This is a genomic window from Pseudomonas sp. B611, assembly GCF_055407965.1.
Genome location: NZ_JBUZST010000024.1, coordinates 19,697 through 44,928 on the forward strand (window position 1 = coordinate 19,697; position 25,232 = coordinate 44,928).

At 60.7% G+C, this 25,232-nt stretch carries 20 protein-coding genes; 4 read left to right on the top strand and 16 right to left on the bottom strand.

What is annotated here, in order from left to right:
* Window positions 1–29: 29 nt before the first annotated feature.
* Genes rfbD through rfbB form a run of 4 tightly spaced genes read right to left on the bottom strand, consistent with a single transcriptional unit; the run spans window position 30 to window position 3,392 of the window.
* Window positions 30–899 (bottom strand): dTDP-4-dehydrorhamnose reductase, encoded by an 870-nt coding sequence (gene rfbD / locus ACZRMO_RS27815; protein ID WP_463974987.1) that lies wholly within the window; start codon window positions 897–899, stop codon window positions 30–32.
* Window positions 896–1,441 carry a dTDP-4-dehydrorhamnose 3,5-epimerase gene (rfbC, locus tag ACZRMO_RS27820; protein WP_463974988.1) on the bottom strand — a complete coding sequence of 182 codons (546 nt, stop codon included), beginning with the start codon at window positions 1,439–1,441 and terminating at the stop codon, window positions 896–898. The genes rfbD and rfbC overlap by 4 nt, the downstream gene beginning before the upstream one ends.
* Window positions 1,438–2,313 carry a glucose-1-phosphate thymidylyltransferase RfbA gene (gene rfbA / locus ACZRMO_RS27825; RefSeq protein WP_463974989.1) on the bottom strand — a complete coding sequence of 292 codons (876 nt, stop codon included), beginning with the start codon at window positions 2,311–2,313 and terminating at the stop codon, window positions 1,438–1,440. Before rfbA ends, rfbC begins: the two co-directional genes overlap by 4 nt.
* Complete coding sequence (gene rfbB, locus ACZRMO_RS27830) at window positions 2,310–3,392, bottom strand: dTDP-glucose 4,6-dehydratase (RefSeq protein ID WP_463974990.1); 1,083 nt, start codon at window positions 3,390–3,392, stop codon at window positions 2,310–2,312. Before rfbB ends, rfbA begins: the two co-directional genes overlap by 4 nt.
* A 150-nt stretch (window positions 3,393–3,542) precedes the next feature.
* Between rfbB and ACZRMO_RS27835 the strand changes: the two genes are divergently transcribed.
* From ACZRMO_RS27835 to ACZRMO_RS27845, 3 genes are all read left to right on the top strand, one after another.
* Window positions 3,543–6,443 (top strand): aminotransferase, encoded by a 2,901-nt coding sequence (locus ACZRMO_RS27835; protein WP_463974991.1) that lies wholly within the window; start codon window positions 3,543–3,545, stop codon window positions 6,441–6,443.
* 122 nt (window positions 6,444–6,565) lie between these two features.
* Entirely contained in the window at window positions 6,566–7,672 is a 1,107-nt protein-coding gene (gene aguA, locus ACZRMO_RS27840) for an agmatine deiminase (protein WP_463974992.1), read from the top strand.
* Window positions 7,673–7,906: 234 nt separating this feature from the next.
* Complete coding sequence (locus tag ACZRMO_RS27845; protein WP_463974993.1) at window positions 7,907–8,119, top strand: hypothetical protein; 213 nt, start codon at window positions 7,907–7,909, stop codon at window positions 8,117–8,119.
* A 128-nt stretch (window positions 8,120–8,247) separates the two neighbouring features.
* Here ACZRMO_RS27845 and ACZRMO_RS27850 read toward each other — a convergent pair whose 3' ends face one another.
* Window positions 8,248–10,317 (bottom strand): TonB-dependent receptor, encoded by a 2,070-nt coding sequence (locus tag ACZRMO_RS27850; RefSeq protein ID WP_463974994.1) that lies wholly within the window; start codon window positions 10,315–10,317, stop codon window positions 8,248–8,250.
* A 409-nt stretch (window positions 10,318–10,726) separates the two neighbouring features.
* Between ACZRMO_RS27850 and ACZRMO_RS27855 the strand changes: the two genes are divergently transcribed.
* Window positions 10,727–12,022: an OprD family porin gene (locus tag ACZRMO_RS27855; protein ID WP_463974995.1), complete on the top strand. Its 1,296-nt coding sequence runs from the start codon at window positions 10,727–10,729 to the stop codon at window positions 12,020–12,022.
* Between the two features lie 73 nt (window positions 12,023–12,095).
* Here ACZRMO_RS27855 and ACZRMO_RS27860 read toward each other — a convergent pair whose 3' ends face one another.
* From ACZRMO_RS27860 to ACZRMO_RS27910, 11 genes are all read right to left on the bottom strand, one after another.
* Window positions 12,096–14,225 (bottom strand): M48 family metallopeptidase, encoded by a 2,130-nt coding sequence (locus ACZRMO_RS27860; protein WP_463974996.1) that lies wholly within the window; start codon window positions 14,223–14,225, stop codon window positions 12,096–12,098.
* Between the two features lie 66 nt (window positions 14,226–14,291).
* Window positions 14,292–15,857, bottom strand: coding sequence for a M48 family metallopeptidase (locus ACZRMO_RS27865; protein WP_463974997.1), 1,566 nt, complete (start codon window positions 15,855–15,857; stop codon window positions 14,292–14,294).
* 12 nt (window positions 15,858–15,869) lie between these two features.
* The gene (locus ACZRMO_RS27870; protein ID WP_463974998.1) at window positions 15,870–16,235 is read right to left on the bottom strand and encodes a hypothetical protein; all 366 of its coding nucleotides are present in this window, start codon (window positions 16,233–16,235) and stop codon (window positions 15,870–15,872) included.
* A gap of 39 nt (window positions 16,236–16,274) precedes the next feature.
* A complete protein-coding gene (locus ACZRMO_RS27875; RefSeq protein ID WP_463974999.1) occupies window positions 16,275–17,618 on the bottom strand; it encodes a CHASE2 domain-containing protein in 1,344 nt (447 codons plus the stop codon).
* A 140-nt stretch (window positions 17,619–17,758) separates the two neighbouring features.
* A complete protein-coding gene (locus tag ACZRMO_RS27880) occupies window positions 17,759–20,188 on the bottom strand; it encodes a TonB-dependent siderophore receptor (RefSeq protein ID WP_463975000.1) in 2,430 nt (809 codons plus the stop codon).
* Window positions 20,189–20,288: 100 nt separating this feature from the next.
* Complete coding sequence (locus ACZRMO_RS27885; protein WP_463975001.1) at window positions 20,289–21,236, bottom strand: FecR domain-containing protein; 948 nt, start codon at window positions 21,234–21,236, stop codon at window positions 20,289–20,291.
* Entirely contained in the window at window positions 21,236–21,736 is a 501-nt protein-coding gene (locus tag ACZRMO_RS27890; protein WP_463975002.1) for a sigma-70 family RNA polymerase sigma factor, read from the bottom strand. Before ACZRMO_RS27890 ends, ACZRMO_RS27885 begins: the two co-directional genes overlap by 1 nt.
* 228 nt (window positions 21,737–21,964) lie before the next feature.
* Window positions 21,965–22,255 carry a type II toxin-antitoxin system RelE/ParE family toxin gene (locus tag ACZRMO_RS27895; protein WP_463975003.1) on the bottom strand — a complete coding sequence of 97 codons (291 nt, stop codon included), beginning with the start codon at window positions 22,253–22,255 and terminating at the stop codon, window positions 21,965–21,967.
* Complete coding sequence (locus tag ACZRMO_RS27900) at window positions 22,218–22,484, bottom strand: CopG family ribbon-helix-helix protein (RefSeq protein WP_124526174.1); 267 nt, start codon at window positions 22,482–22,484, stop codon at window positions 22,218–22,220. The genes ACZRMO_RS27895 and ACZRMO_RS27900 overlap by 38 nt, the downstream gene beginning before the upstream one ends.
* A 171-nt stretch (window positions 22,485–22,655) precedes the next feature.
* Window positions 22,656–23,345, bottom strand: coding sequence for an NYN domain-containing protein (locus ACZRMO_RS27905; RefSeq protein WP_463975004.1), 690 nt, complete (start codon window positions 23,343–23,345; stop codon window positions 22,656–22,658).
* 1,439 nt (window positions 23,346–24,784) lie between these two features.
* The gene (locus ACZRMO_RS27910) at window positions 24,785–25,081 is read right to left on the bottom strand and encodes a hypothetical protein (protein WP_463975005.1); all 297 of its coding nucleotides are present in this window, start codon (window positions 25,079–25,081) and stop codon (window positions 24,785–24,787) included.
* Between the last annotated feature and the right edge of the window lie 151 nt (window positions 25,082–25,232).

Below are 25,232 nucleotides of genomic sequence, written 5' to 3' on the forward strand. Positions count from 1 at the left end.
GGGCGCCTGTGGGTACAGGCGCATTATGCCTAGTGCTGCGCGGCAAGACACTCGCGCAATGCGTCTTGCCAGTGGGGTTGGCTGACGTGCCACTGCTGTTGTAGGCGACTGCAATCAAGGCGCGAGTTCAGCGGGCGCTGGGCGGGTGTGGGGTAGGCGCTGGAGGGGATCGCCTCCAGTTCGGCGCAGGCCTTGCCCTCGGCGCGTAGCTGTTGGGCGATGGCCTGGGCGAAGCCGAACCATGAGGTTTCGCCTTGGGCGGTCAGGTGATAGACACCCCATTCCCCTGCGGCGCCTGCTTGCCAGCGCTCGATCAGGGCGCGGGTGCTGTGGGCGATGCTGCCGGCCCAGGTCGGCGCGCCGATCTGGTCGGCGACGATGCGCATCTGCGGCTTCTCTTGCAGCAGGCGCTGCATGGTCAGCAGGAAGTTCTTGCCGTGGTTGGAATACACCCAGCTGGTACGCAGGATCAGGTACTCACCGCCCACCGCCACAATCGCCCGCTCACCGGCCAGTTTGCTTTGGCCGTAGACGCTCAGCGGGTTCGGGGTGTCGCTTTCGGTGTACGGCGCCGGTTTGCTGCCATCGAACACGTAGTCGGTGGAGTAGTGGATCAACGGCACGCCCAGGGCCTTGGCTTCTTCGGCGAGGATGCCGGGGGCGATGGCGTTGATCGCGAACGCGGCGTCCGGCTCGCTTTCGGCAAGGTCCACGGCGGTGTGGGCGGCGGCGTTGATGATCAGGTCGGGGTGGTGGGCGCGGACTTGCTGGCGGATGTGCTCGGGGTTGGCCAGGTCCAGTCGGTCGCGGCCGAGCACGATGAGTTCGCCCAAACCCTGGAGTCGCTGTTGCAGCGCCTGGGAGACTTGGCCGTGCTGGCCGGTAATCAAGATTTTCATGGGAACAGGTCGGCTTCCATCAGCAATTTGCCCGCCTGATCCTTGGCCGACAGCTGCGGTGCCTCGTTCAGCTCCCAGTCGATGGCCAGCGTCGGGTCATTCCACAGGATGCTGCGCTCGGCACTCGGCTGGTAATAGTCGGTGGTCTTGTACAGGAACTCGGCGTAATCGCTCAGCACCACAAAACCATGGGCAAAGCCTTCCGGCACCCACAGTTGGCGGTGGTTCTGCGCCGACAGCCGCACGCCGACCCACTGGCCGAAATTCGGCGAGCTGCGGCGGATGTCCACGGCCACGTCCAGCACCTCGCCGGCCGTGACGCGCACCAACTTCCCCTGGGTGTGCTCAAGCTGATAGTGCAGGCCGCGCAATACGCCTTTTTGCGAACGTGAGTGGTTGTCCTGCACAAAGTCGCGCTGTAGCCCGGTGGCCTCGGCAAAGGCCCGGGCATTGAAGCTTTCGTAGAAAAAACCGCGTTCGTCACCGAATACCTTGGGCTCAAGGATCAGTACGCCGGGCAGCGCGGTGTCGACCACGTTCACCGGTTGTCTCCCGCCAGCGAGTAGAGGTACTGGCCATAACTGGTCTTGCCGAAATACTTGGCCCGTTCGAGCAAGTGCTCGCGGTCGATCCAGCCGCTGGCGTAGGCGATTTCTTCGAGGCACGCGACCTTCAAGCCCTGGCGGCGCTCGATGGTTTGCACGTACTGCGAGGCGTCCAGCAGGCTGTCGTGGGTGCCGGTGTCGAGCCAGGCGAAGCCACGGCCAAAGCGTTCCACCTGCAAGTCGCCGCGACGCAGGTAGGCATTGTTGACGTCGGTGATTTCCAGCTCGCCACGGGCCGACGGCTTGACCGCCTTGGCGATCTCGATCACGTCGTTGTCGTAGAAATACAGGCCGGTGACCGCATAGCTGGACTTGGGCACCGCCGGTTTTTCCTCGATGGACAGGGCGCGGCCTTCGCTGTCGAAGTCGATCACACCGAAGCGTTCCGGGTCTTTGACCCAGTAGCCGAACACCGTGGCGCCTTTGCCGCGCTGTACCGCGGCGTGCAACTGCGCGCTGAAGCTTTGCCCATGGAAGATGTTATCGCCGAGGATCAGGCACACCGGGTCGCTGCCAATGAACTCTTCGCCAATCAGGAACGCTTGCGCCAGGCCGTCCGGCGACGGTTGTTCGGCGTAACTGAACGTGACGCCGAACTGGCTGCCGTCACCCAGCAGGTTGCGGTATTGCGGCAGGTCGGCCGGGGTGGAGATCACCAGGATGTCCTTGATGCCGGCCAGCATCAGCACCGAGATCGGGTAGTAGATCATCGGCTTGTCATACACCGGCAACAGCTGTTTGGACACGCCCAGGGTGATGGGGTGCAGACGCGTGCCGGAGCCACCGGCCAGTACGATTCCTTTCATCATGCGATCAGATCCCTCATGTCGGTGTTGCCCAATCGTTGACCCTGATAACTGCCGTCCTGGACCCTGCGGCACCATTCCAGGTTATCCAGGTACCACTGCACGGTTTTGCGTAGACCGGTTTCAAAGGTTTCCTGCGGCACCCAGCCCAGTTCGCGCTGGATCTTGCCGGCATCGATGGCGTAGCGCTGATCGTGGCCGGGGCGATCTTTGACGAAGGTGATCAGGTCGGCGTAGTGCGCCACGCCGGCCGGATGCTGCGGCGCCAGTTCTTCCAGCAGGGCGCAGATACTGCGCACCACATCGATGTTCTTTTGCTCGTTGTGGCCGCCGATGTTGTAGGTCTCGCCCACCACGCCTTGCGTCACCACCTTGAGCAGCGCCCGCGCGTGGTCTTCGACAAACAGCCAGTCGCGCACTTGCAAACCATCACCATAGACCGGCAACGGCTTGCCCGCGAGGGCGTTGAGGATCACCAGCGGGATGAGTTTTTCGGGGAAATGGTACGGCCCGTAGTTGTTTGAACAGTTGGTCAGCAGCACCGGCAGGCCATACGTGCGCTGCCAGGCGCGCACCAGGTGGTCGGATGCGGCCTTGCTCGCGGAGTAGGGCGAGCTGGGTGCGTAGGGCGTGGTTTCGGTGAAGAGGTCGTCCACGCCGTGCAGGTCGCCGTACACCTCGTCGGTGGAGATGTGGTGGAAGCGGAATGCGTTTTTCGCCGCTGGATCGAGGGTCTGCCAATAACCCCGGGCGGCTTCCAGCAGGCTGTAGGTGCCGACGATATTGGTCTGGATAAAGTCCGACGGGCCGTCGATGGAGCGGTCCACGTGGGACTCGGCCGCCAGGTGCATGATCGCCTGTGGCTCGAAGCGCGCGAGCACGGCGCTGACGGTGGCCTGGTCGATGATGTCGGCCTGGACGAACTCGTAGCGGCTATTGGACGCGATATTGGTCAACGATTCCAGGTTGCCGGCGTAGGTGAGTTTGTCGAGGTTGAGCACTTCATGCTCGGTGTGCTGGATAAGGTGACGTACCAGAGCAGAACCGATAAAACCGGCGCCACCGGTAATGAGAATGCGCATGTCGGGGCCCTTTTCCTTTTGACGGACATTTAGCGAATGGAGCATAGCCTGTGTTGCCGCGCGGGGTAGGCCAGGATGTGTCGGGGGGTTGCACAAGCCCCCTGAACAATGGCGAACTAAGCGCCTGATAAAAATACCGAGGTTGCCCCCATGCTGCTCGCCACGTTGATTCACCGCGCCAGTCTACCCTGCCCGCAAGTGGGCCCCGAGCAGGCAGCGCAATTATTGGCGCAGCATTATGGGCTGGCCGGCACCTTGCAATCACTGGGTAGCCAGCAAGACCTCAATTACAGGGTGGACAGCCCTCGCGGCCGATTTGTTCTGAAAATCTGCCGGGGCGATTACGCCGCCGTGGAATTGCAGGCCCAGCACGCCGCGCTCAATCGCCTGCAAGGCGTGCGTGTGCCCAAGGTGATCAAGGCGCTCAACGGCGAAGAACTGCTGACCGTCAGCCTCGACGGGCAAACCTTGCACCTGCGCTTGCTCGATTACATCGACGGCCAGCCGCTGACCCATCTGCCGCACCTGGGGCGCGAGGTGATCGCAGGCTTTGGTGAGCTGTGCGGGCGCATGAGCCTGGCCCTGGCGGATTTCGCCCATCCGGGCCTTGAGCGCACGTTGCAGTGGGACCCGCGCCACGCGCGGGAGCTGATCGCGCACTTGCTGGCGACCTTGTCAGACCTGCCCCATCGCGCCGAGCTGGAACAGGTCGCCGCGCAGGTTGAAGCACGTATCCGGCCGCTGGCGGAGCAATTGCCGCGGCAAGCCGTGCACATGGACATCACCGATGACAATGTGGTCTGGCAGCGTGATGCCGCGCGGCAGTGGCAGGTCGAGGGCGTGATTGATTTCGGCGACCTGGTGCACACCTGGCGCATTGCCGACCTGTCGGTGACGTGTGCCGCGTTGCTGCATCACGCCGAGGGCGATCCCTTTGCGATCTTGCCGGCGATCCAGGCGTGCCACGCGGTGACGCCGTTGCAGCGTACCGAGCTACAGGCGCTGTGGCCGCTGATCGTGGCACGGGCGGCGGTGCTGGTATTGAGCAGCGAGCAACAGCAACGCCTGGACCCGGATAACGCTTACCTGTTGAAAAACGCCGAGCACGAGTGGGAAATCTTCCACGTGGCCACGTCGGTGCCGTTCGAGTTGATGGAGGTGGCGATTCTGCGCAGTGTCGGCGAAGACCTGCCGGCGGTGGCCAGCGAGGATTTCGCGCCGTTGCTGCCGGGGCTGGTAGGGCGCGAATTTGCCTTGATCGACCTCGGCGTGCTCAGCCCGCATTTCGAGGCGGGCAACTGGGAGCAACCGGGGATTGATCGCCGCTTGCTGGATGAAGCGGCGGCGGTGCATGGGTTGGCGGCCAGTCGTTATGGCCAATATCGGTTGTCGCGCACTTGCCCGGACAGTGCCGTTGAACCGACGACCTTCCCGCTGCACGTCGAGCTGCATTTACCTCGTGGCACGCTGTTGGAAGTACCTTTCGCCGGGACGTTGCAACACGGTGCGGACGGCTTGGTCAGTGTGCAGGGCGTCGAGCTGAGCCTGCGCTTGTGGGGCGTGAACACCGTCTTGAACGCCGGCGCGCTGCTGGTTGAAGGCCAGGTGCTAGGCGAGGTGCATGGGCCGTTGACCGTGCAACTGTGCCGCGCTGAGCTGGAACCGCCGCTGTTCTGCACGCCATCGCGGGCGCTGGCGTGGCAAGCCTTGTGCCCATCGCCCGCGACCTTGCTGGGGTTGGCCTGCGATGCCGAACCCGAGCTGGACCCCGAGGCCCTGCTGGCACGCCGCGATGCCAGCTTTGCCCGTTCGCAAAAACACTATTACGTCGACCCGCCGCGCATCGAGCGCGGCTGGCGCAACCATTTGATCGACATGCAGGGCCGCTCCTACCTGGACATGCTCAACAACGTCGCGGTGCTCGGCCACGGTCACCCGCGCATGGCGGCGGTGGCGGCGCGGCAATGGTCGCTGCTCAATACCAACTCGCGTTTCCACTACGCGGCGATTGCGGAGTTTTCCGAGCGTTTGCTGGCGCTGGCGCCGGAAGGCATGGACCGGGTGTTCCTGGTCAACAGCGGCACCGAAGCCAATGACCTGGCGATCCGCCTGGCCTGGGCCTACAGCGGCGGGCGCGACATGCTCAGCGTGCTGGAGGCGTATCACGGCTGGTCGGTGGCGGCGGATGCGGTGTCCACCTCGATTGCCGACAACCCCCAGGCGCTGAGCAGCCGCCCGGACTGGGTGCACCCGGTGACCGCGCCGAATACTTATCGCGGCGAGTTCCGTGGGCCGGACAGTGCGCCGGACTACGTGCGAAGCGTGGAACACAACCTGGCGAAAATCGCCGCGAGCAAGCGCCAGCTGGCCGGTTTCATCTGCGAACCGGTGTACGGCAATGCCGGGGGTATCTCGTTGCCGCCGGGCTATTTACAGCAGGTGTATGGGCTGGTGCGTGCCCGGGGCGGTGTGTGCATCGCCGACGAGGTGCAGGTCGGCTACGGGCGTATGGGCCACTTCTTCTGGGGCTTTGAAGAACAGGGCGTGGTGCCGGACATCATCACCATGGCCAAGGGCATGGGTAACGGCCAGCCGCTGGGTGCGGTGATTACCCGTCGCGAAATCGCCGAGGCGCTGGAGGCCGAGGGGTATTTCTTCTCGTCGTCGGGGGGCAGCCCGGTCAGTTGCCGGATCGGCATGGCGGTGCTGGACGTGATGGCAGAAGAAAATCTGTGGGAAAACGCCCAGGTGGTCGGCGGGCATTTCAAGGCGCGGTTGGAGGAATTGATCGACCTGCATCCATTGGTGGGCGCGGTCCATGGTTCCGGCTTCTATCTGGGCCTGGAGTTGGTCCGCGACCGGCAAACGCTGGAGCCTGCCACTGAAGAAACCGCGCTGCTGTGTGATCGCCTGCGTGAGCTGGGCATTTTCATGCAGCCCACCGGGGATTATCTGAACATCCTCAAGATCAAGCCGCCGATGGTTACCTCTAAACGCAGTGTGGATTTCTTCGTCGACATGCTGTCGAAGGTGCTCGGTGAACAATTGTAATTAATCGATTCTTATCGGCTATTTATTGTCATATTTATCGCCGATGATCTTTGATCGCTTTTAAAGCCGATTTTTATCCGTTATAAAGTCGGCCTTTACCCCCATTCGGAGTCTTGATCGCCATGACCACCCTGCACAGCACACCCCGCGCCGATGGCTTTCATATGCCTGCCGAATGGGCGCCACAGACCCAAACCTGGATGATCTGGCCCGAGCGCCCGGACAACTGGCGCCTGGGCGGCAAGCCGGCGCAGGCGGCGCATGTGGCGGTGGCCAAGGCCATTGCGCGTTTTGAACCGGTGACGGTGGCGGTGTCTGCTGGCCAGTACGAAAACGCCCGTGCGCGCCTGGATCTGCCGAATATCCGCGTGGTGGAAATGTCCAGCGACGACGCCTGGGTGCGCGACACCGGGCCGACCTTCGTGATCAACAACAGCGGCGAAGTGCGCGGCGTGAACTGGGATTTCAACGCCTGGGGCGGCTTTGACGGCGGCCTGTACGCGCCGTGGAACCGCGACTCGCAGGTGGGCGGCAAGATCCTCGAAATCGAACGCGCGCCGCGCTACCGCACCGAAGGCTTCGTGCTGGAAGGCGGCTCGATCCACGTGGACGGTGAAGGCACGCTGATCACCACCGAAGAATGCCTGCTCAACCGCAATCGCAACCCGCACCTGGACCGCGCGGCAATCGAGGCGGTACTCAGCGCCAACCTGGCTGTGGATAAGATCATCTGGCTGCCGGACGGCCTGTTCAACGACGAAACCGACGGCCATGTGGATAACTTCTGCTGCTACGTGCGCCCCGGCGAAGTGCTGCTGGCCTGGACCGATGACGCGCAAGACCCGAACTACGCCCGCTGCCACGCTGCCATGGACGTGCTGCAAAGCAGCACCGACGCCCAGGGCCGCGCGTTCACCGTGCATAAAATGCCGATCCCGGGGCCGCTGTACGCTACCGAGGAAGAATGCGCCGGTGTCGACCCGGTGGACGGTTCGCAGGAGCGCAATCCGACCGTACGTTTGGCCGGTTCCTACGTGAACTTCCTGATCGTCAACGGCGGCATCATCGCGCCAAGCTTTGATGACCCGATGGACGGCCCGGCGAAGAAGATCCTGCAGGACCTGTTCCCGCAGCACGAAGTGGTGATGGTGCCGGGCCGTGAACTGTTACTGGGCGGCGGCAATATCCATTGCCTGACCCAACAACAGCCGGCGCCGCAGAAAAAGTGAGTGCAGTTGTAACAGCAGCATGACGGTGACCGGACGCTAAGCCGTTCCGGCAGTCATGGGAAGCCCGCGGCCTGGCAAGGTCGCGGGTTTTTTTGTGGGTAAATGCCTACAAAAACCGGGGGTTGGCATAGCTCTTGTATCGCTGTGGCGACAGTGATCGAGGTTTATGACTAAGCGGTTCTGTCATAAACCTTGAGTAAGTTAGCCGCTCAAGCAGTAGGAGAGAGCGCTGAAATGAGTCCTCAAATCAACTTGATGTACACGCGCACGTTTCACCCGATGCGGGTCAACGGCGACGCGATCCAAGCACTGGGGCTCTGGTTGAAGGAAAACGGCTCACGGAAGAGCAGGCTGCCTGATTTGCGCAGCGTGATGAGCGAGCGGTATCCGGTGGATTTGTTCAGTGAGGAAGAAGTACACGCGTTGTGTGACTTGCTGAAAAACTAAAGAACACTGCAATCAAAAAATGTGGGAGCTGGCTTGCCTGCGATAGCGGAGGGGTCAGCTTGCCTATCAGTTACTGATAGACCGCTATCGCAGGCAAGCCAGCTCCCACATTGGTTCTGTGCTTGGGCTTAGAAGCTGTAGGTGCCTGTCACTACGAGGCTACGCGGCTCGCCCGGCTGAATCTGCGCCACACTGGTCGCCGACGCATAGTAGTTTTTGTCGGCAATATTGTTCAGCGCCGCACGCACGTCCCATTCTTTCTGACGGAACCCGGCCAACGCATCCCAACGGCCGTAGCCTGGCAGCACCACAGTGTTGAGGCTGTCGGCGTAACGGTCGCCCACCAGGGTCAAGCCGGTTTCCGCGTACCAGCCCATCTCTGGTTTCCAGGTGATAAACAGGCTGCCATTGCGCTTGGCCACATCGTTGACGCGCTTGCCTTCAAAGCCGTTGTTGTCCTTCACCACGGTGGCGTCTTGTAGGCCGATTCCCCCGCGTACGTACCAGTTGCCGACGATCTTGCCGGTGGCGGTCAACTCGATGCCGCGCGAGCGTTGCAGGCCGCTGAGCAGGGTGATGGTGCGGTCCAGCGGGTCGCTGGTGCGGCGGTTGTAGAGTTCCAGCTCATACACGGCCAGGGTGGTGCTCAGGCGGTCGTCGAGCCAGTCGCTTTTGACGCCGATTTCTTTTTGCTTGGTCAGCTCGGGGCTCAGGTCGTTGGCGCCGCTGTTGGCGCTCGGGGTGATGCCGATCAGGCCGCCACCCGCTGGGGAGAACGTCTTGCTCCACGAGGCGTAGAACGAGTGGTTTTCCAGGGGCGTCCACACCAGGCCGATGCGTGGGCTGGCGTTGTGGCTGTCGACGTTTTGCTGGAGGTTGTTCAGTTTGTTTTTGGTGTCGACTTCAAAGCGGTCGTAGCGCAGGCCGGCGAGTACTTGCCATTGATCGTTGAGGCGCAGTTGGTCCTGCACGTAAACAGCGCGGCTTTCGACTTCGGTGTGGTTGTTGCTCGATACGTTCATGCGCCCGGTGTGGCTCAAGTGGCGGTTGGGCTGGTTGAGGTCGAGGCTCGGCACGGTGCTGCCACCGTTGTAGAGTTTCGGATCGCGGCGTTGGCTGCCCATTTCGACGCCGGTGAGCAGGCGGTGCTCCAGGCCGAAGGTGCTGAAGCTGCCTTCCAGCTCGACGTTGTTGGTGATGTTGAAGGTGCGCAGGTCCTGCTGCCAGCGTTGGCGCGTGACGCGGTTGGTCGCCGGCACGTAAGCGACTTGATACGTGTTGTCGAAATCGCTATCGAGCTTGAACAGGCCGAGCGTCTGGCGCAGTTGCCAGTTGTCGTTGAGCTCATAGGCGAGCTTGGAGCGCAGCGACTGGGACTTGTCGTCGATGTAGTCGCGGCTGTCGCCGTAGGTGGTGCTGCGGCTCACATCGGCTGGGCGGCCATTGACGCCGGGGATGCCACGGTCGGGCGTGCGGTTGTAGCGGCTGTATTCGTATTGCACCAGCCAGTTCAGGTCGGGGGTGAGCTGCCAGCTCATGGACGGTGCGAACAGTTGGCGGTTGCCGCTGACGCCATGACGAAAGCTGTTGTTGTCCTGGTTGCCCATGTTCAGGCGCAGGCTGATGGTGTCGCTGGGGTCGGTGCTCAAGTCGGCGTACAGGCTGCGCAAATCATTGCTGCCGCCCTGGGCTTCGATGCTGGACTTGTGCCCGGCGGTGGGCAGTTTGCTCACGCGGTTGACGATCCCTCCCTGACCGCCTCGCCCGTAGAGTACTGCGGCTGGGCCCTTGAGCACTTCGATGCGCTCGATGTTGTGCAGGTCGCGGATGTATTGGCTGTCGTCGCGGATGCCGTCGAGGTAGAAGTCGTTGCTCGCGTCAAAGCCACGAATGCGCAGGCTGTCGAAACGCGTGTCGGCGCCGCTGCTGACGTTGGGAATACCGCTTAACGCCTGGCCCAGGTCATTGGTGCCGTAGGACCGCAGGCTTTCCGTCTTCACCGAGTCGATGGCCTGGGGCACATATCGCACCGGGGTGGCTGTGCGCGTGGCCGTACTGGTTTCCTTGATGCGCGGGTCGTCTTCGTCAGCTTCGGCGCTGATCGAGGTGGCGGGCAAGGTGGTGGCAGCACAGGCAAAACCAGCGGACAGCAGGACGGAGAGCCCAAGGGTGATGGGCGTCAGGCGTGGGGCAGGCATGGGGAAATGTATCCGAATTGTTTGGGAGGAAAATCGCACGTTAATGGTAATGCTTTGCATTAACGCTCGTGATGTATTCCCAAATGTATCGGCTTTGAAATGTGTTACAGAATATGTTTCAAGGGTCGTTTGATCGGGGTTTTTGTCGTTTTCAGAAGCGCTGTAGGCCGTTGCTTAGAATTATTTCGCCTAAATACAGACGATTCGCGAAATTGACACATAGTTCCGGGCGCGACTAGGATTGCGCCCAACGCCTGTGGCTAACAGCCATGACTCATCCAATAAAAAAAGGCCCGCGGCAGTTCAGTCGTCCGCGGGTCTTCTTTTTTCCGGGAAAAGTCGATACCAGAAAGCAATACGGAGCCTGGTGTCATAGCGCGTACTCAACCAGTAATAAGGAATATAAGAAATGTTGAAGCAACGGATGAGTCTGATCGCTCTGGGGATTTTGAGCGCATCGACAGCAATGGCCAACGACCAGGAACAATCCAAGGGTTTCGTTGAAGACAGCCACCTGAACATCGCGGCACGTAACGCTTACATTAGCCGTGACTACAAAAACCACAACCAGGACAAAGCTGAATGGGGCCAAGGCTTCATCGGCAAGTTCGAGTCCGGTTTCACCCAAGGCACCGTGGGTGTGGGTGTGGACGTACTGGGCCAATACGCTATCCGTCTGGACGGTGGTAAAGGTCGCAGCGGCGGCGGCGGCATCGACTTCTTCAAGCAAGGCGCCAGCGGCTCTGCAGCCAACGACCTGGCCAAGGGCGGCGCAGCGGTGAAGGCGCGTATCTCCAACACCGTACTGAAATACGGTCAGCAACTGCCGAACGTACCGGTACTGGCCTACGACAGCGGCCGTCTGCTGGCGGAAACCTACGAGGGCACCTCGATCGTTTCCAAAGAAATCGCCGGTCTGCAACTGGACGCTGGTCATTTCACCAAGCAAGGCCGTAAAAGCGCCGAAGGCAGCGACAGCGGCCACCTGAAGAGCATCGACTACGTCGGCGGTAGCTACAAGTTCACCGAAAGCCTGTCGGCCGCGCTGTACGCTTCCGATATGCAGGACGTGCTGAAGAAGCAATACGTCAACGTGAACTACGTGCTGGCCCTGCCAGAGAAGCAGTCGCTGACGTTCGACTTCAACGGCTACAAAACCAAGCTGGACAAAGATTTCGCCCAGCTGACCCAAGGCGATCAAGACGCCCGCGACAACAAAATCTGGAGCCTGGCGGCTACCTGGGCTGTTGGCGCACACAGCTTCACCGTCGCTCACCAGCGCAGCACCGGTGACACCGGCTACCTGTACAGCGGCTACCACCAGGACAACAAGAACAGCGGCATCGGCGACGGTGGCAACACCATCCTGTTGGCCAACTCCTACTGGTCTGACTTCAACGGCAAGGACGAGCGTTCCTGGCAGGTTGGCTACGGCCTGGACTTCAGCGCCTACGGCGTGCCTGGCCTGAGCTACAACGTGGCTTACGTGCGCGGTACCAACATTGACGACGGTACCAACCGTGGCAATGGCACCGAGCGTGAAATCTTCAACCAGTTCAAGTACGTGGTTCAGAGCGGCCCAGCCAAAGACCTGAGCCTGCGTGCTCGTGCCTCGTGGTTGCGCGTTTCGAACAACGCCAGCAACTACAACATTGGTGGTAACGAACTGCGTCTGTTCGCTGACTACCCGATCAACGTTTTCTAAGTGATCGCTTGTAGCGCCTGATTTCAGGCGATAAAAAACCCCGACTGGTTCGGGGTTTTTTTATGCCGCGGGATCAGTCTTCGCGGTGCTGCAAAATGCTGCGGGCCAGCGCGGCGTTCTTGTAGTCGAGCATCATCGACAGCCCCTCGTAGGGCTCGATCTTTTTCCCGTCGATGCACAACTGCGCCATCAGCAGCAGCACCTGGCGTTTCTTCTTGTTGACCCGTACGCCGGGCACGCCGAATGCGGTCTTGCGTGTTTCGGGCAGCGGCGCCTCGGGTGTCAGCTGTAGCGTCACCCAGATCCCCTGGACGAACTGCAAGGTGATCTCGTCGATATGCTCGATGGGCAGCGGCTGCGCCAGGTTGTTGAACACAAAATGCTCTGGCGTCAGGCGCAAGGCGGTCTGCGGCGCGCGCTTGAAGCGGCGGATGCCCAGCCACAGCAGGGCCAGGCCGATAACGCCGAGGCTTGCGCCCGCGCCGAGGGCTGACAGCGGCGTGCTTTTCAAGCGTTCTGGCGCCAGCCAGACGCGGCTCACGATAAACAGTCCGGCCAGTGCAAAGGGCAGACCCGATACGGCCATCAGCGCGCCTCGCCACGCGCCGCCTTCGTGTATTTCACGCTCGCCTTCCGCTGAAGCAGCCATGGTTTCCAGTAGTTGGGTCTGCGCAGACTCTTCGGATGCCGCCACCGCGATCAAGTCCTGCGTCAATTGCTCGCGTAGTGTGTGCGGCGCGCTGAAGCAGGCGTCGATTTGCGCGTTCGCCGCTTCGGCGTCGACGGCGCGGGTCGCGCTGTGCATCGCGTCTTCCAGCGGCACGTGCAGGGCCTGCAAGCGCTCGCCATTGGACGGATGGGAATCGGTGGGGTGTGGCTGATGAATGTCCAGCGCCTCGGCTGGCAGGTGCAGCTCAGCGCCTTGCAGCGTGTTGAGCACGGCAGCGGGCAGGTCGCGTTCAGGGGCGTTTTCGCACTTGGCGATCAATGCATCGTCGAGAGGCGCCTGCAACACCGAGACTCGCAACAACGCCGAAGCGGCCGCCGCATTGCCCACCAGCCGTGCGCCGGCGGCATCCGCCAGCAACTCGCGCTCGCGGCTCCAATGGTTCACCGCATGATCGAAGCGTTGCATGAAAAACATGCCGAGCATGAACGACGGGCGCATCAAGCGGCCCTGGATCGGGTCGCTGGCCGCCATTGTTTCGAGCAACCCACAGAGGCTGCGGTGGACCCCGTCGTAGATCGGCAAGAAACGCAGGCTGTACGCGGTGTCGTCGCCGGCAAAGTGCGCCAGTTCATGGCCGATCACTGCGCCGATTTCCTCTCGGTCCAGCAGCCCCAGGTACAGCAATGGGAGATGCAGGGTGCGCCCGCGCAATGGGGTTTCGGCCGGCATCACCAGGGCGTCGCTGGAGGTCACGTAGAAGCCCTGGGTCAGGCTCACCACGATATGCTCCGGTGGCAAGGCGCCCAGCTTGGCCGCCAGTTCCTCGACATGGCGCCACAGGCCCGGCGCCTGTTCAGGCGTGACGCGCTGCCCGAACATCTCCAGCGGCGTGGGCTCGAACATCGCCAGCATGGGCCGCAGTTGCTTGAGCAACAGCCAGATCGAATACAGGCAAAACGCAGCGACGACCCCGAGCATGCCCATCAGCTTCATCTCGCCGCTGCCAAGCCGGCCTACGTGCCACAATGCCAAGCCCTCGAAGACCAGCACCAGCGCCACCGTCGCGGCCATCGCCACCACATGGCTCACCAGCACATAGGGCAATAGGCGGCTGCCGAGGGTGAACACCTGCAACAACTTCTCCCGAGACTGCTGCGCGCGCTGGCCGGCCCAGTACGTGCCGGCCAGTGCCGCCAGGCCGATGAAGGCCGCCAGCAGGCCGAGGCCGATCACCCACGGTGCCAGTGCGCGCAAGACGCGGTTGATGCGATGGGCGGTGGGCAGCTCGGCTTCGGTTTTTTCTACCCGCGCGAGGGCCTCTTGAACGGTGATGAGCCCCTCGGGTGGGGGAATTGCAGATGGGGGCTGTCTGGCTGCTACCGCTTGCAGTGGTTCCTTGTAGTTTGCGAGGTTGAGGCGCAGTTCAACCAGCGCCGTAGCGGCGCGGTCAGCCCGCTGGAGCTCCCAGCCGCCAAGGGCGGCCAGGAGCAACGGGAAAACAACCAGCAGGCAGAGCAGCTTCAGGGCGTTCATGGGAGTCCGTTCACAACGCGGGAAATTTTCCGGTTATACCGAAGAACCGCGTTTAAGGGATACCCGTCAGGCCTTCACCGGCGCCAGTTTCTTGCAGTTCTCCTTGCGCGTCGGGTACTGCTCGCACTTGCGCAGCACGCTTTGCACCTGTTGCGCGTTCTGCAGTTGCTGGTTGGCCAGCAGCTTCTCGGTGATGAACAGCTCTTCCGAGCCGAGGTGACGCTCGGCCTTGTCGATCATCGCCAGCGCCGATTGCCCATCGCCGCGCTTGAGGTGGTAGCTGATCATCAGGTCATAGGTCGAAGGGCCGGCCAGCGACCAGTCCTTGATCGCCTGCAATTCCTTGATCGCCTCGCTGCTTTTGCCCTGGGCCAGGCGCACGGTGTAGGCAGTGCGGCGGATGCCCGGTTGGTCCTTGACCGGCGAAGCGAGCGCCTTGCGCACAAAACCATCGGCGTCGGACACCTTGTTTTTCTCCAGGGCGTCGATGGCGAAATACGCGTCCTTGTAGCCCTGCATGGCCTTTGCCACTTGCGGCGTGTTCTTCATTGTTGTCCAGCTTTGTGGGCTGACCCGGGCACGGCGTTCCTGGCGGTATTCGCGCTGCAAGTACTGGCGCAGCTCGGTGTCGCGGTCCATCGCCGACATGTGCGAGCGGTTGAAGTACTGAGTGGTCGCGGTGATGCCGGTGGTCAAGCCGTCCTTGACCAGCACGTCCAGTTCTTTGGTGAACTGGTTGAGGTTGAACTGCTGCAAGGAGTCCTGCATGGCGTTCTTGCGCGCGGTGAGAAAGCCGGTGAGCAATGGCTTTTGCTTGCCCTGGAAGTCATTCAAACGCTCCAGGCTATGGGTCGCGGCGCGGGGCGCGTAGCCGGCGCGGATCATCAGGTCGGTGCCGAGCAAATCGGCCTGGTCTTCCTGGCTGCGGCCCCAGGCGGTGCTCCACACGTGGTCGGAAAAGGTGTTGGCCAGCGTGGTGTACAGCACCGTGTTGCCGATGGTTTTCTGGGTGCCGGCCGGGTCTTTGCTGAACACCTTCATGGTGCCGGAGCTGCGGTCGATGCCAGTGTCGGCGGCCATCGTGGCCAGGGCAACCGTGGAGGCGACGGTGGTGAACATCTCTTTTTGCTGCTGGAAGGCGGCCATGCGGTCATGGTGATGCAGCAGCACGTGGCTCATCTCGTGGCCGAGCATCGCGGCGATTTCATCTTCGCTGCCGACGTTATCGAGCATGCCCAGCGGCACGAACAGATTGCCGTACGGGTCTGCCGAAGGGCCGAAGCCGTAACTGTCGGTGATCTTCACCTGCAACGTCGGCAACTCACCCGGCCAGCCCTTCGACAGGCGCGTGACGATACCCTGCAAGTACACCTGCAACATCGGGATATCCACCAGGTTCTGCTGGCGCGCTTCAGCTGCCGGCACCGCGCGGCCGTCGTAGCTCAAGCGTTGCTGGCTCTGGCGTTGCGGGTCGAGCTTGTAGTACTGGCGCACGTCGGTGTTGTCCACGTAGTGGCCTTGCACCCTGGATTGGGTCGAAGGGCCCACCAGGTTCATGAATGCCTGGTCCGCACCTTTCAATGTCGCGCAACCACTCAGCAGTGCGCTGGCCAGCAATAGATATCCCTTCACCGCCACGCTCCTTTATTGATTGCAGCCCGCGCCAAAACCGATGGTCGAGGCGTTGCGGCTGTCTTTGGTCTGGCTCTTGGTCAGGCCCTGGCACGGCAGCTCGACGATATTGAGCGGCGGCACGATGCGCAGGTCCATGGTGTCCAGCCAGACTTTCTGGCCAGCCAGTTCCACCTGCACCAGGTCCAGCGCCTTGTTGTACTGCAACACCTGCACCGGCTGGCTGGGCGTGTCTTTTTTCGGCAGCTCGCGCTGCTGTTTGCCTTGCTCATCCAACACCGCCACCGGGTCGGCGAGGAACGCCATGATGTTGTGGGTTTCGGCCCAGGCGCCTTGAGTGAACAGGGCGGCGAGCAATACGATCAGGTGTTTGTTCATCCTTGGGTTCCTTGAGTCAAAAAAAACACAGCGGTGCCGTCAGCGATCGCGGTCGAACCAGGCTTCGATCCGTTCGCTGAACAGCACCAACGACAGCAACACAATGCCCAGCACGTTGACCGGGGTGATGTGGTTCAGGCTCAGCAGCACACTCAGTGCGATGAGCACCGACATCACCAACAGCCACGACGGGCACGGCGACGTGAAAAACCAGATTTCCTGGCGCCGCCAACGGCTCCAGGTGCGATAGCCCGCCAGCCGCCGCGCATGCAGGGCCTTGAGCAGGGCGATCAGGGCGAGCAGGCCGATCTCGACAAAATCCAGCCAATGGAAGGGCAGGCCGGGCAGGTTGGCGGGCTCGTGGTCGTAGGCCATGCCGTCATTGATCAGGTTGTCGAGGGCCATGGCATGCAGGTAAACGCCGGGGAGCTGGCCGTGAACCGGCGACTCCACGAGGTCGCCGGTGGAGGTGATGTTGGCGCCGACCATCACCAGACGGTCGTGCAGCAATTCGGCGATCAGTGCCTGGTCTTGCGGGTCGCTGACTTCCAGGTCGCTGGCCGCCAACGTCAGCGTGTAGGGGCAGCGCGCCTGGGCCGAATCATCGAGTTTCCAGAACACCGCCTGGAACAACTGCACCACCGCTTCCAGTAAAAAATGCCGCGCTGGCGCGCAATGGCCGATATCAGCGATGCGTGCTTGTTCCGGTGCGAGTTTCAGGCCCCATTGCACGGCGATGGGCTGCATCTGTGCAGCGACCTGCGCATCCACCGGCGGCTGTTTGCACGGTTGGGTGGAACAGAAGTATCGATACATCGCCAGGGCTGGCGTTTCCATCAGCCCGATCGGCGTGTTCACGGCCAGCGGGTACTTGTCGTCCACGCCTTCCCACGCCACCAGGCCCGGCCGGCTGACTTCGACAAACGGCGCCAGCGTATTGGCCTGGCCCGCCTCACCGCGTACCACGCCGGTGTTGGCCAACCACAATGGGATGCCTTGGCGTTGATAACGCTCGAACACGTTCGCCAATAATTGGCTGCCCCGCGCCGGGTCGCCGAACGAGTGGTCGTGGCTGTAGAGCAGGTCCACAAACACCGCCTTGGGCTTGTACGCGAGCAAGCGCTTGAACAGCTTGCTCTGCTCGCCGTAGGGCATCGGCCAGGAAGTCTGGTTGCGCATCAGGTAGGCGTCGTCGATCAGGATCACGGCCACCTGTTGCTGGCCGGTGCTGGGGTAATTGCTGGCGAACAGACGGTTGAGCCACTGCGAGGAGGCTTTGTCACTGGAACTGGCCAGGCCGAACGGATCGAGAATCGCCAGCAGCACGATAAATGCGGCCAGCCAATAGCGGCGGTATTTGAACAGCGGGGGGGTCGACAACATCCGTGTCTCGATAAAAAGCACAAGCAAGACAGGGTTTTTAGCGGAGCGGGGAGGGGGTGTCAATTGGAAAAGTGGCTAAGTGCCATTGCGCTGGGCAAATCCAAACCCCTCGGCCAGTCTGCGGCCGAGGGGTGTAGCGGTCAGAAATTCCAGCGCGTGCTGAGCATCACGTTGCGCGGGTCGCCGTAGTAGGCCGAGTTATAGAAGCCGATGTTGGTGTAGTAGGTCTTGTCGAAGACGTTGTTGACGTTGAGCGTGGCCGAGACGTTGTCGGTGATCTGGTAGCGGGCCATCAGGTCCAGCAGCCACAGCGGTTCCTGGGAGAAGTTGTCCTGGCTGCCGGTGGTGTAGTTGTTGGTCAGCAGTTTCCAACCGGTGCCTTGCCAGCGCACGCCGCTGCCCAGGGTGAGTTTGTCCAGCGGGCCGGTCAGCTTGTAGCTGGTGTAGAGGTTGAACTGGTCTTCCGGTTCCCAGGTGGACAGCTTCTCGCCCTGCTTGTCGCGCATGATCTTGTGGGTGTAGCCCGCCTGCAATTGCCAGCCGGGTGCCAGCTCGCCGGAGATTTCCGCTTCGTAGCCCTTGGTCTTTGATTCCACGCCTTTATAGGCGCCGTCCAGCCCGGGGATGGTGCCGGCGACATAGCTGTCGTCGCTGACCGCGCGGTTGTCCTCGTGGATTTCAAAGTAGGCGAGGCTGGCGTTCAGGCGGCCATCGAAGAAGGCGCCCTTGAGCCCGATCTCGTAGTTCTGGCCTTCATCCGGCTCCACCGGTTTGTTGTTGAGGTCGCGGTATTCGCGCTGCGGCAGGTAGATCTCGGTGTAGCTGGCGTAGGCCGAGAGGTTGTCGTTGAGGTCGTAGGTGAGGCCGGCGTAGGGCACGACCTTGCCGGTGTCCTTGACCTGGCTGGTGCCGGTGACTTCGAAGTTGTTGACCCGGGTGCCGAGCATCAGGTGCATGGCGTCCGTCACGTTGAAGCGGGCGGTGACATAACCGGCGCTCTGGCGGGTGGTTTCGTCGTTGTAGTTAGTCATCGGGCCACGACCTGGTTCTGCGGCGTCGCCATCCCAGGGGAAGTAGTCGTGGCTGTTGCCGTTGACGTGGACAGCGGCGGTGTAGTCTTTGCCGGTCCAGCGCGAGCGCGACACCGAGGTGCCGACCACCAGTTCATGTTCGCGGCCAAACAGGCTGAACGGGCCGGTGGCGTACAGGTCGCCGGTGTCGCTGGTGGTTTCACCGTAGTAGGCACGCGTCAGCATCATGGCTTTGCCGGTAGTCGCATTCGGGCTCAGCAGCGCGGACAGCGGCGCGTCGTAGCCGTTGATCTGGTGGTTGTACTGCGCCTTGCCCACCCAGCCGTTGGCGAATTCGTGTTCGAGGGTGGCGAAGCCGGTGCGCGTGTACTGTGCCCACTCGCTGAACTTGGCGCCGTTGTTGAACGAGCGCGGCGTGTTGATGCGGTTGCCGGCCGAATCGTACAGCGCTGCCGAGCCGGACCAACTGGAGCCTTGCGGGTTGCTGTCCTGGTAGTCGGCGCCGACGGTCAGCAGCGTGTCGGGGGACAAGTCGAATTCCAGAATGCCGTAGTACACGGCGGTCTGGCGCTGGTAGTGGTCGAGGAACGAGTGCTTGTCCTGATAGGCCGCGACGGCGCGCCCACGCACGTTGCCCGACTCGGTCAGCGGGCCGCTGACATCCACTTCCGAGCGATAGTTGTCCCAGGAGCCCGCGCCCAGGTCGATGTAGCCCTTGAATTCCGAGGTGGGCTTCTTGCGCACCATATTGATGGTGCCCCCCAGGCCGCCGGCGCCGGTGAGCAGGCCGGTGGCGCCCTTGAGGATCTCGACGCGGTCGTAGATCACCGTGTCGGTGAGGGTGTGGCCGGATGAATATTGCGCGTCCTGCAGGATCGGGATGCCGTCGTACTGGAAGTTGCGAATGGCAAAGCCACGGGAGTAGTAGGACGTGCGCTCACTGTCGTAAGCCGCGACGGTGATGCCCGGCGTGTGGCGCATCACGTCGTCGAGGGACTTGAGGCTGAAGTCGTCCATGGCCTGGCGGGTTACCACGGAGATCGACTGCGGCGTCTCCCGTGGGGTCAGCACCAGTTTGGTCGCAGTGGCGATGGTGCCCGGGGTGTAGGAGCCGCTGCCTTCGGTCACGGTGCCCAGTTGGTTGGTGGTGACTTCGGTGGCGCGCAGCTGCAAGGGCCCTTCGCTGGTGTTGGCGACCAATACGTAGCCGCCGTTGCTCTGGCGTTGCGCTGCCAGGCCGCTGTTGGCCAGCAATCGCGCCAGACCCTCTTCAACCGTGTACGAGCCCTTGAGCCCTTCGCTGGTGAGGTTGCGCGTTTGCTGGGTATCGAACGAAATCGTCACGCCCGCCTGCACGCCGAATTGGGTCAGGGCGTTTCCTAGCGAGCCCGGCGCAATCTCGTACGCGGCTTGGCTCTGGGCGTGTGCGGGAGTGGCTTGCAGCGCCAGCGCGGGCAGGCTGGCAAGGGTCAAACCAAACAGCGCCAGGCGCACGGCACGGGCCATGGCCGTCTTGGCGGTAAGTGGAAGCGGGAGCATTCGATTGTCCTTGCGTAGTCTTGGCAGAGAGCCGCTGTGTGCGCGGCTTGTGTCATTGACGGATGAGAATCGAAATCAGCAAGGTTGCCTGCGGTTTTATTTACAGGGCTTCGACGCTGACCCAGTAGCGCGTGAGGTAAGTCACTTTCACCGGTAGGGATTTGCCCAGGTTCTGTAGGACGGTGTCAGTGTCATCAATCCGAAACGCGCCGGAGATGCTCAGGTTTTGTACCGCCGGCGCACAGCGCAACACGCCGGGGCGGTAGCGGCTCAACTGGGTGATGAAATCCCCCAGGCGCCAGTCGTCCACGCTCAGCATGCCCTGGACCCAGGCGGTTGAGCCTTGGGGCAACGGGTGAGGGCGGCCGATGGCATCGCGGTCGAAGCTGACTTGTTGGCCGGCTTCCAGCGTGAGTCGTTGCGTGTCATTGCGGCGTGGGCGGACTTCGACAGCGGCCTGTTCGACGCCCACTTCGGTGTGATCGCCCCATTGGCGCACGCTGAATTGGGTGCCGAGTGCGCGCACGTTGCCATCGCTGGTGGTCACGCTGAACGGCCGCTGGGCCGGGTCCTTGGCGGTTTGCACGAGGATCTCGCCCTGGTACAGCTGGATCAGCCGTTGCTGGCCGTCGAACTGGATATCCAGCGATGTATCCACATTCATCTCCAACCGCGTGCCATCGTCCAGTTGCAGCGAACGCCGCTCACCGGAGTGGGTGCGTTGCCCGGCGAGCATCGAGCGATACGGCACCTGCTCCACCGCCAGCCAGGAACCTGCGCCAACGGCCATCAGCATCCCCAGGATCTTCAACACATCACGCCGCTGCCGCTGCGCCGCCCCCAACCCGGAAAGCGCCGCCCGCTGCGGCATTCGCGCCCACTGCTGTTGCAGCGCCTCCACCCGCGCCCAGGCCGCCGCATGCTGCGGGCTGGCCTGCACCCACGCCTGCCAGGCGAGGGTGCGCGCTTCGTCGGGTGCGCCGTCATTGAGCTGCACGTACCAGGTGGCGGCGGCTTCCAGGGTCTTCAGATCCAGCGGCGCCGCCATCAGGGTTCGACCAGTAACAGGCATTGGGTCATGGCGCGGATCAGATGATTCTTCACCGTCGTCACCGACACGCCAAACCGCTCCGCGGCCGCCACGTAGGTCAGGCCTTCGAGTTGCACCGCGAGAAAAATCTCCCGCGTACGTGTACCCAAGTCATCGAGCAGGCTGTCGATCGCCAGCAGCATCTCAATGATCGACAAGCGCACCTCCGGCGACACCGCTACCGGTTCCGGCTGTTGTGCCAGCGCAAACAGATACGCCTGCTCGATCGCCCGACGGCGAGATTTGTCGATCAGCAACGAGCGGGCAATGGCACTCAGGTAGCCGCGAGGTTCACGGATAGGTGCCGCGTTGCGGGCGGTCATGACGCGTATGAAAGTGTCCTGCGCCAGGTCGGACGCATCCGCCGCATTGCCCAGACGCACGCGCAACCAGCCTTTTAGCCAACTGTTGTGTTCGCTGTAGAGCTGATGAAGCGCGGAGTGATCGAGGGACGACATGAGCGGGCCATTGGGGAGTAAATGGTAATAGCTCTCATTATTGTGATGGTGGGGTATTTAGGCAAGGGGCATTCGATGCTGGATGAGCGGTGTCGAGTCAATTTAAAATTGTCTTTCTTCATACATCAGAAACCACAAAGCCCCGCGTGCGGGGCTTTGTACTGTGGCGATGAATCGTGACCTACTGACTTGTAATCAGTAGGTCCTCTTGCTTGAACGTTTTACGTATCACCAATCTTCACGACGCTGCGAATGCTGATGAAGAATTCGAAACACGATCACTTGATCACCTTGCATGCTGTACGTAGCCCGATAAGGGTAGGTAGTGATGATGAGCTCCCGGCAATCGGGGCTTGGAGACGCTTTACCAGCGTTGGGGAAGCGCTCCAGCATCTCCAGACTGCTGAGAATATGGAAGACTGCAGCCTCCCCCAGCTCAGCGCCAACTAATGCTTCGTAGTGCTCGTAAATTCCATCCAGGTCACTTTCCGCTTTGCTGCTTAATGCGATCTTCGGCACGTTTTACCCACTTAGCCTTTACGGCATCCAGATCAGTGACGTTGCCGGCTGCAGCATCCTCGATGCCTTCTTGCACGGCTTTGAAATGCCATGACTCATCGGCCATATAGCGGCTCAAAGCTCGCTGCAGATGGTATTGACGATCTCGGTCGGTCGCGTGTGCCAGTTGATCCAACTCGTTGGCAAGCTCGGGCTTTACTCGGAAAGACAGAACGGGAGAGGCTGCCATAACGTTGCTCCATACATATTCTGTATACGCTGTGTACACGGTATGCAGACGTTAGGCTTTGGGGGGGAGGTGGTCAATAGCGGTTTGTCGGTTGGGCGGGTGAAATGGGGATGGACCCCTTATCCGCGCTTTCCCGCGATTTTGTATGCCGGTCTCGTGCAACCCGCAGATTTACCAATAGGCAGGTTTAAGGGCTGGTTTTTTGTGCGTAGGTATTCGAGGTGGGAACTGGTGATCAGCGAGTTCAATTTCAGTCACTACGTGGCGCATCCAGTCTGCGTACCTCTTGAGGGAGCCAGGAACCGTACGTTGAATGCCCTCACGGTGAGGCAGGATGACGCCGATGCGCAGATTGGGGAAGTCTTCCCGAAGTGCTTTCAGGGCTGGCGTCATATCCGTATCGCCTGAAACCAGAACGATCTGCTGGGTGCGCTGTTCTGGCGGTAGCTGGGCCTCACGAGATACCAGGCGATACATGCTGATCGCAATGTGAACGTCTGTTTCTTTTTCCTCTAGTTTCCAGACTTCGACTTGATCGGTTCTGGACGCAGGCGTTTGTTTATTGATGAAGCGTGGTGCCTTGCCGGACTCAAGTTGATGGCGCCCATAAAACACCTGCACATCACGCGCTATCAAGGCGCGTAGATACGTGTCCTGAGCTTCCTTCGATGCGATGCCACGACTGGCGAGTGATGGCTTGACGCCTGAGGTGAAGAAGCTGATGCCGTTGATCGTACTGTCGGGGTGTTCAACACGAACGATGTGGGAGAGCAGGGAAGGAAGATCGAGCCATTTGTACGGAGTACCCGCAAGGAGGCCGTAAAACAGGTTGTAACCGTCGACAAAGCAAGCTGTACGCAAGACTCAACCCTCAGAAACGAAAAAACCGGCACAAGGGCCGGTTTTTTCACCCCAACGGCCAGAGAATTTAATCACTGCGTACGGGGCTGAGTAGTGAACGGATAATGACAGAGTCATCATTGATGTCAACTGCTGGGCTAACGCTACCGTCAAGCGTCGGAGGGGCGCTCGTTGGCAATGAAAGCACTAACCGGGGAGGCACTAGCCTGTCTGCAAGCTCAGTTTTACTCAATGCTGGCACTCACGAATGGGGGATGGGAAATCGTGAGGGCGTGTTACTGAGCCAGCGAGAAAATTGCTTGAAATGCCGACAGACCCCTTTCCCGCCGTGATGGTGTGGCGGCGGTCAGCCAGCGGTTGGTGGCGCCAAAAACTTGGTTGGGGTCAGAAGGGGTGAACGTGCTGAAGGTGCTGTGTGATTTGCTTGACCTTGTGCAGCGGATGAGCACCCAACTGGCCGGACATACCCATGGGCCGACACCAGTACCTGGTAATGCGGCCGCATTCACAGGTTACTCATCAGGTGCTTTGTTGTTATCCACCGCGATAAGACCGATCACGCTTTAGATTTGGCTTCAATCAATGCGCCGAAGAATGCGGGATGAACAACAGTTTTTTTGTGGCTCTATTTAGTGAAGAATTCATTGTGATTTTTTTGAATTCATTTTATCGGCTGTTTTATATTGTTTTTCGTTTACGGTTTTATGTTCGTACAAGTAACTACCCAATTCGATAGGCACATGTGCCTACTGTCACCTCAGAATAATAGGCACTTGTGCCTACTGTTGCCGCAGAGTAATAGGCAATTCTGCCTATTCGTCATATACCGTTCGTCGGATTATTGCTAATTAATGCATTTGCACAAATCATGAGTGGTCATTGTTGGCTAAACATCATTTTTTCGTCATCACACCACGTAAACCCGCTAGTTACCGAGGAAAGCGCTGATGGCGGTGATGACCGGTAGGCACAGAAACGGCGAGGCCCGCGTTTTAGCGGGCCTCGTGGCAGATATTTTCATGTTGCTCCCCGAAGGAAGTCTTGTGGTAATCTCAGCTCAACCACTTACATCTGTACTTCTTTGTTACTGGCATTTCAAAGGGTATGGCGCTGTGACAGACCAGTCAAGCTCGAATCGGCTACGAGACGACGTTAGTAATGACGTTTTACGTGACTTAGTTGCGAGTTAAGTTATTTCTGTTATCGGTAATAACTTCTGGAGTTACGTCGCAGGTTAAGTGGGACGCTCTGCTGCTGGTCTTTACGAAAGCGCAGGTTCTACCTATCCAGAGGGCAGCTCTATGAAAAAGGTTATTCAAAAGCTTTTTCCTGAAGAGTTGATTCGGTTGCTTCAAACGGCCTATTGGTTCGTTCGTTTGCTTCGGGTCATTCAACAGGTCTAAGCAGAAAGCGGGGGCCTGTAGGCCCTCGCTTTTTTGTTAAGCAAGTCGGCACCACCAGGACTGTGCATAAGCGCACCCGTCGATGTACTCGATGCCACTCAATACAAAGCCTGTTGGAGCCATTCCGGACAAGCTTGCATCGAGCAACTGAGGCAGTGGGTCTGGTTCCAATGGCATCCCCTTCGATACCCTCGCTATATTTGAGCTACGGCCAAGCTCAACGCTTGTTGCAGGCGCTACGAGTACGTCACCCCTAATCGCCGGATAGAGCCTCCTTTCTTGTGGGCCCAAGTCCACGCCCTTGCAGCGTATCGGGGTTATCAGCATGTGCATGAGAATTCGCCGCCTACTGGTTGCTCGGCTCATCCAGAAGCGCTTCAACGGCGTAAGCCAGCGGCCCACAGAAAAACGGGGTCTAGAAAAACGGAGTCAGACCACGATTTTCGTTCTTGAATTGAACGAGGGCCTGACCCCTATTCCCTGC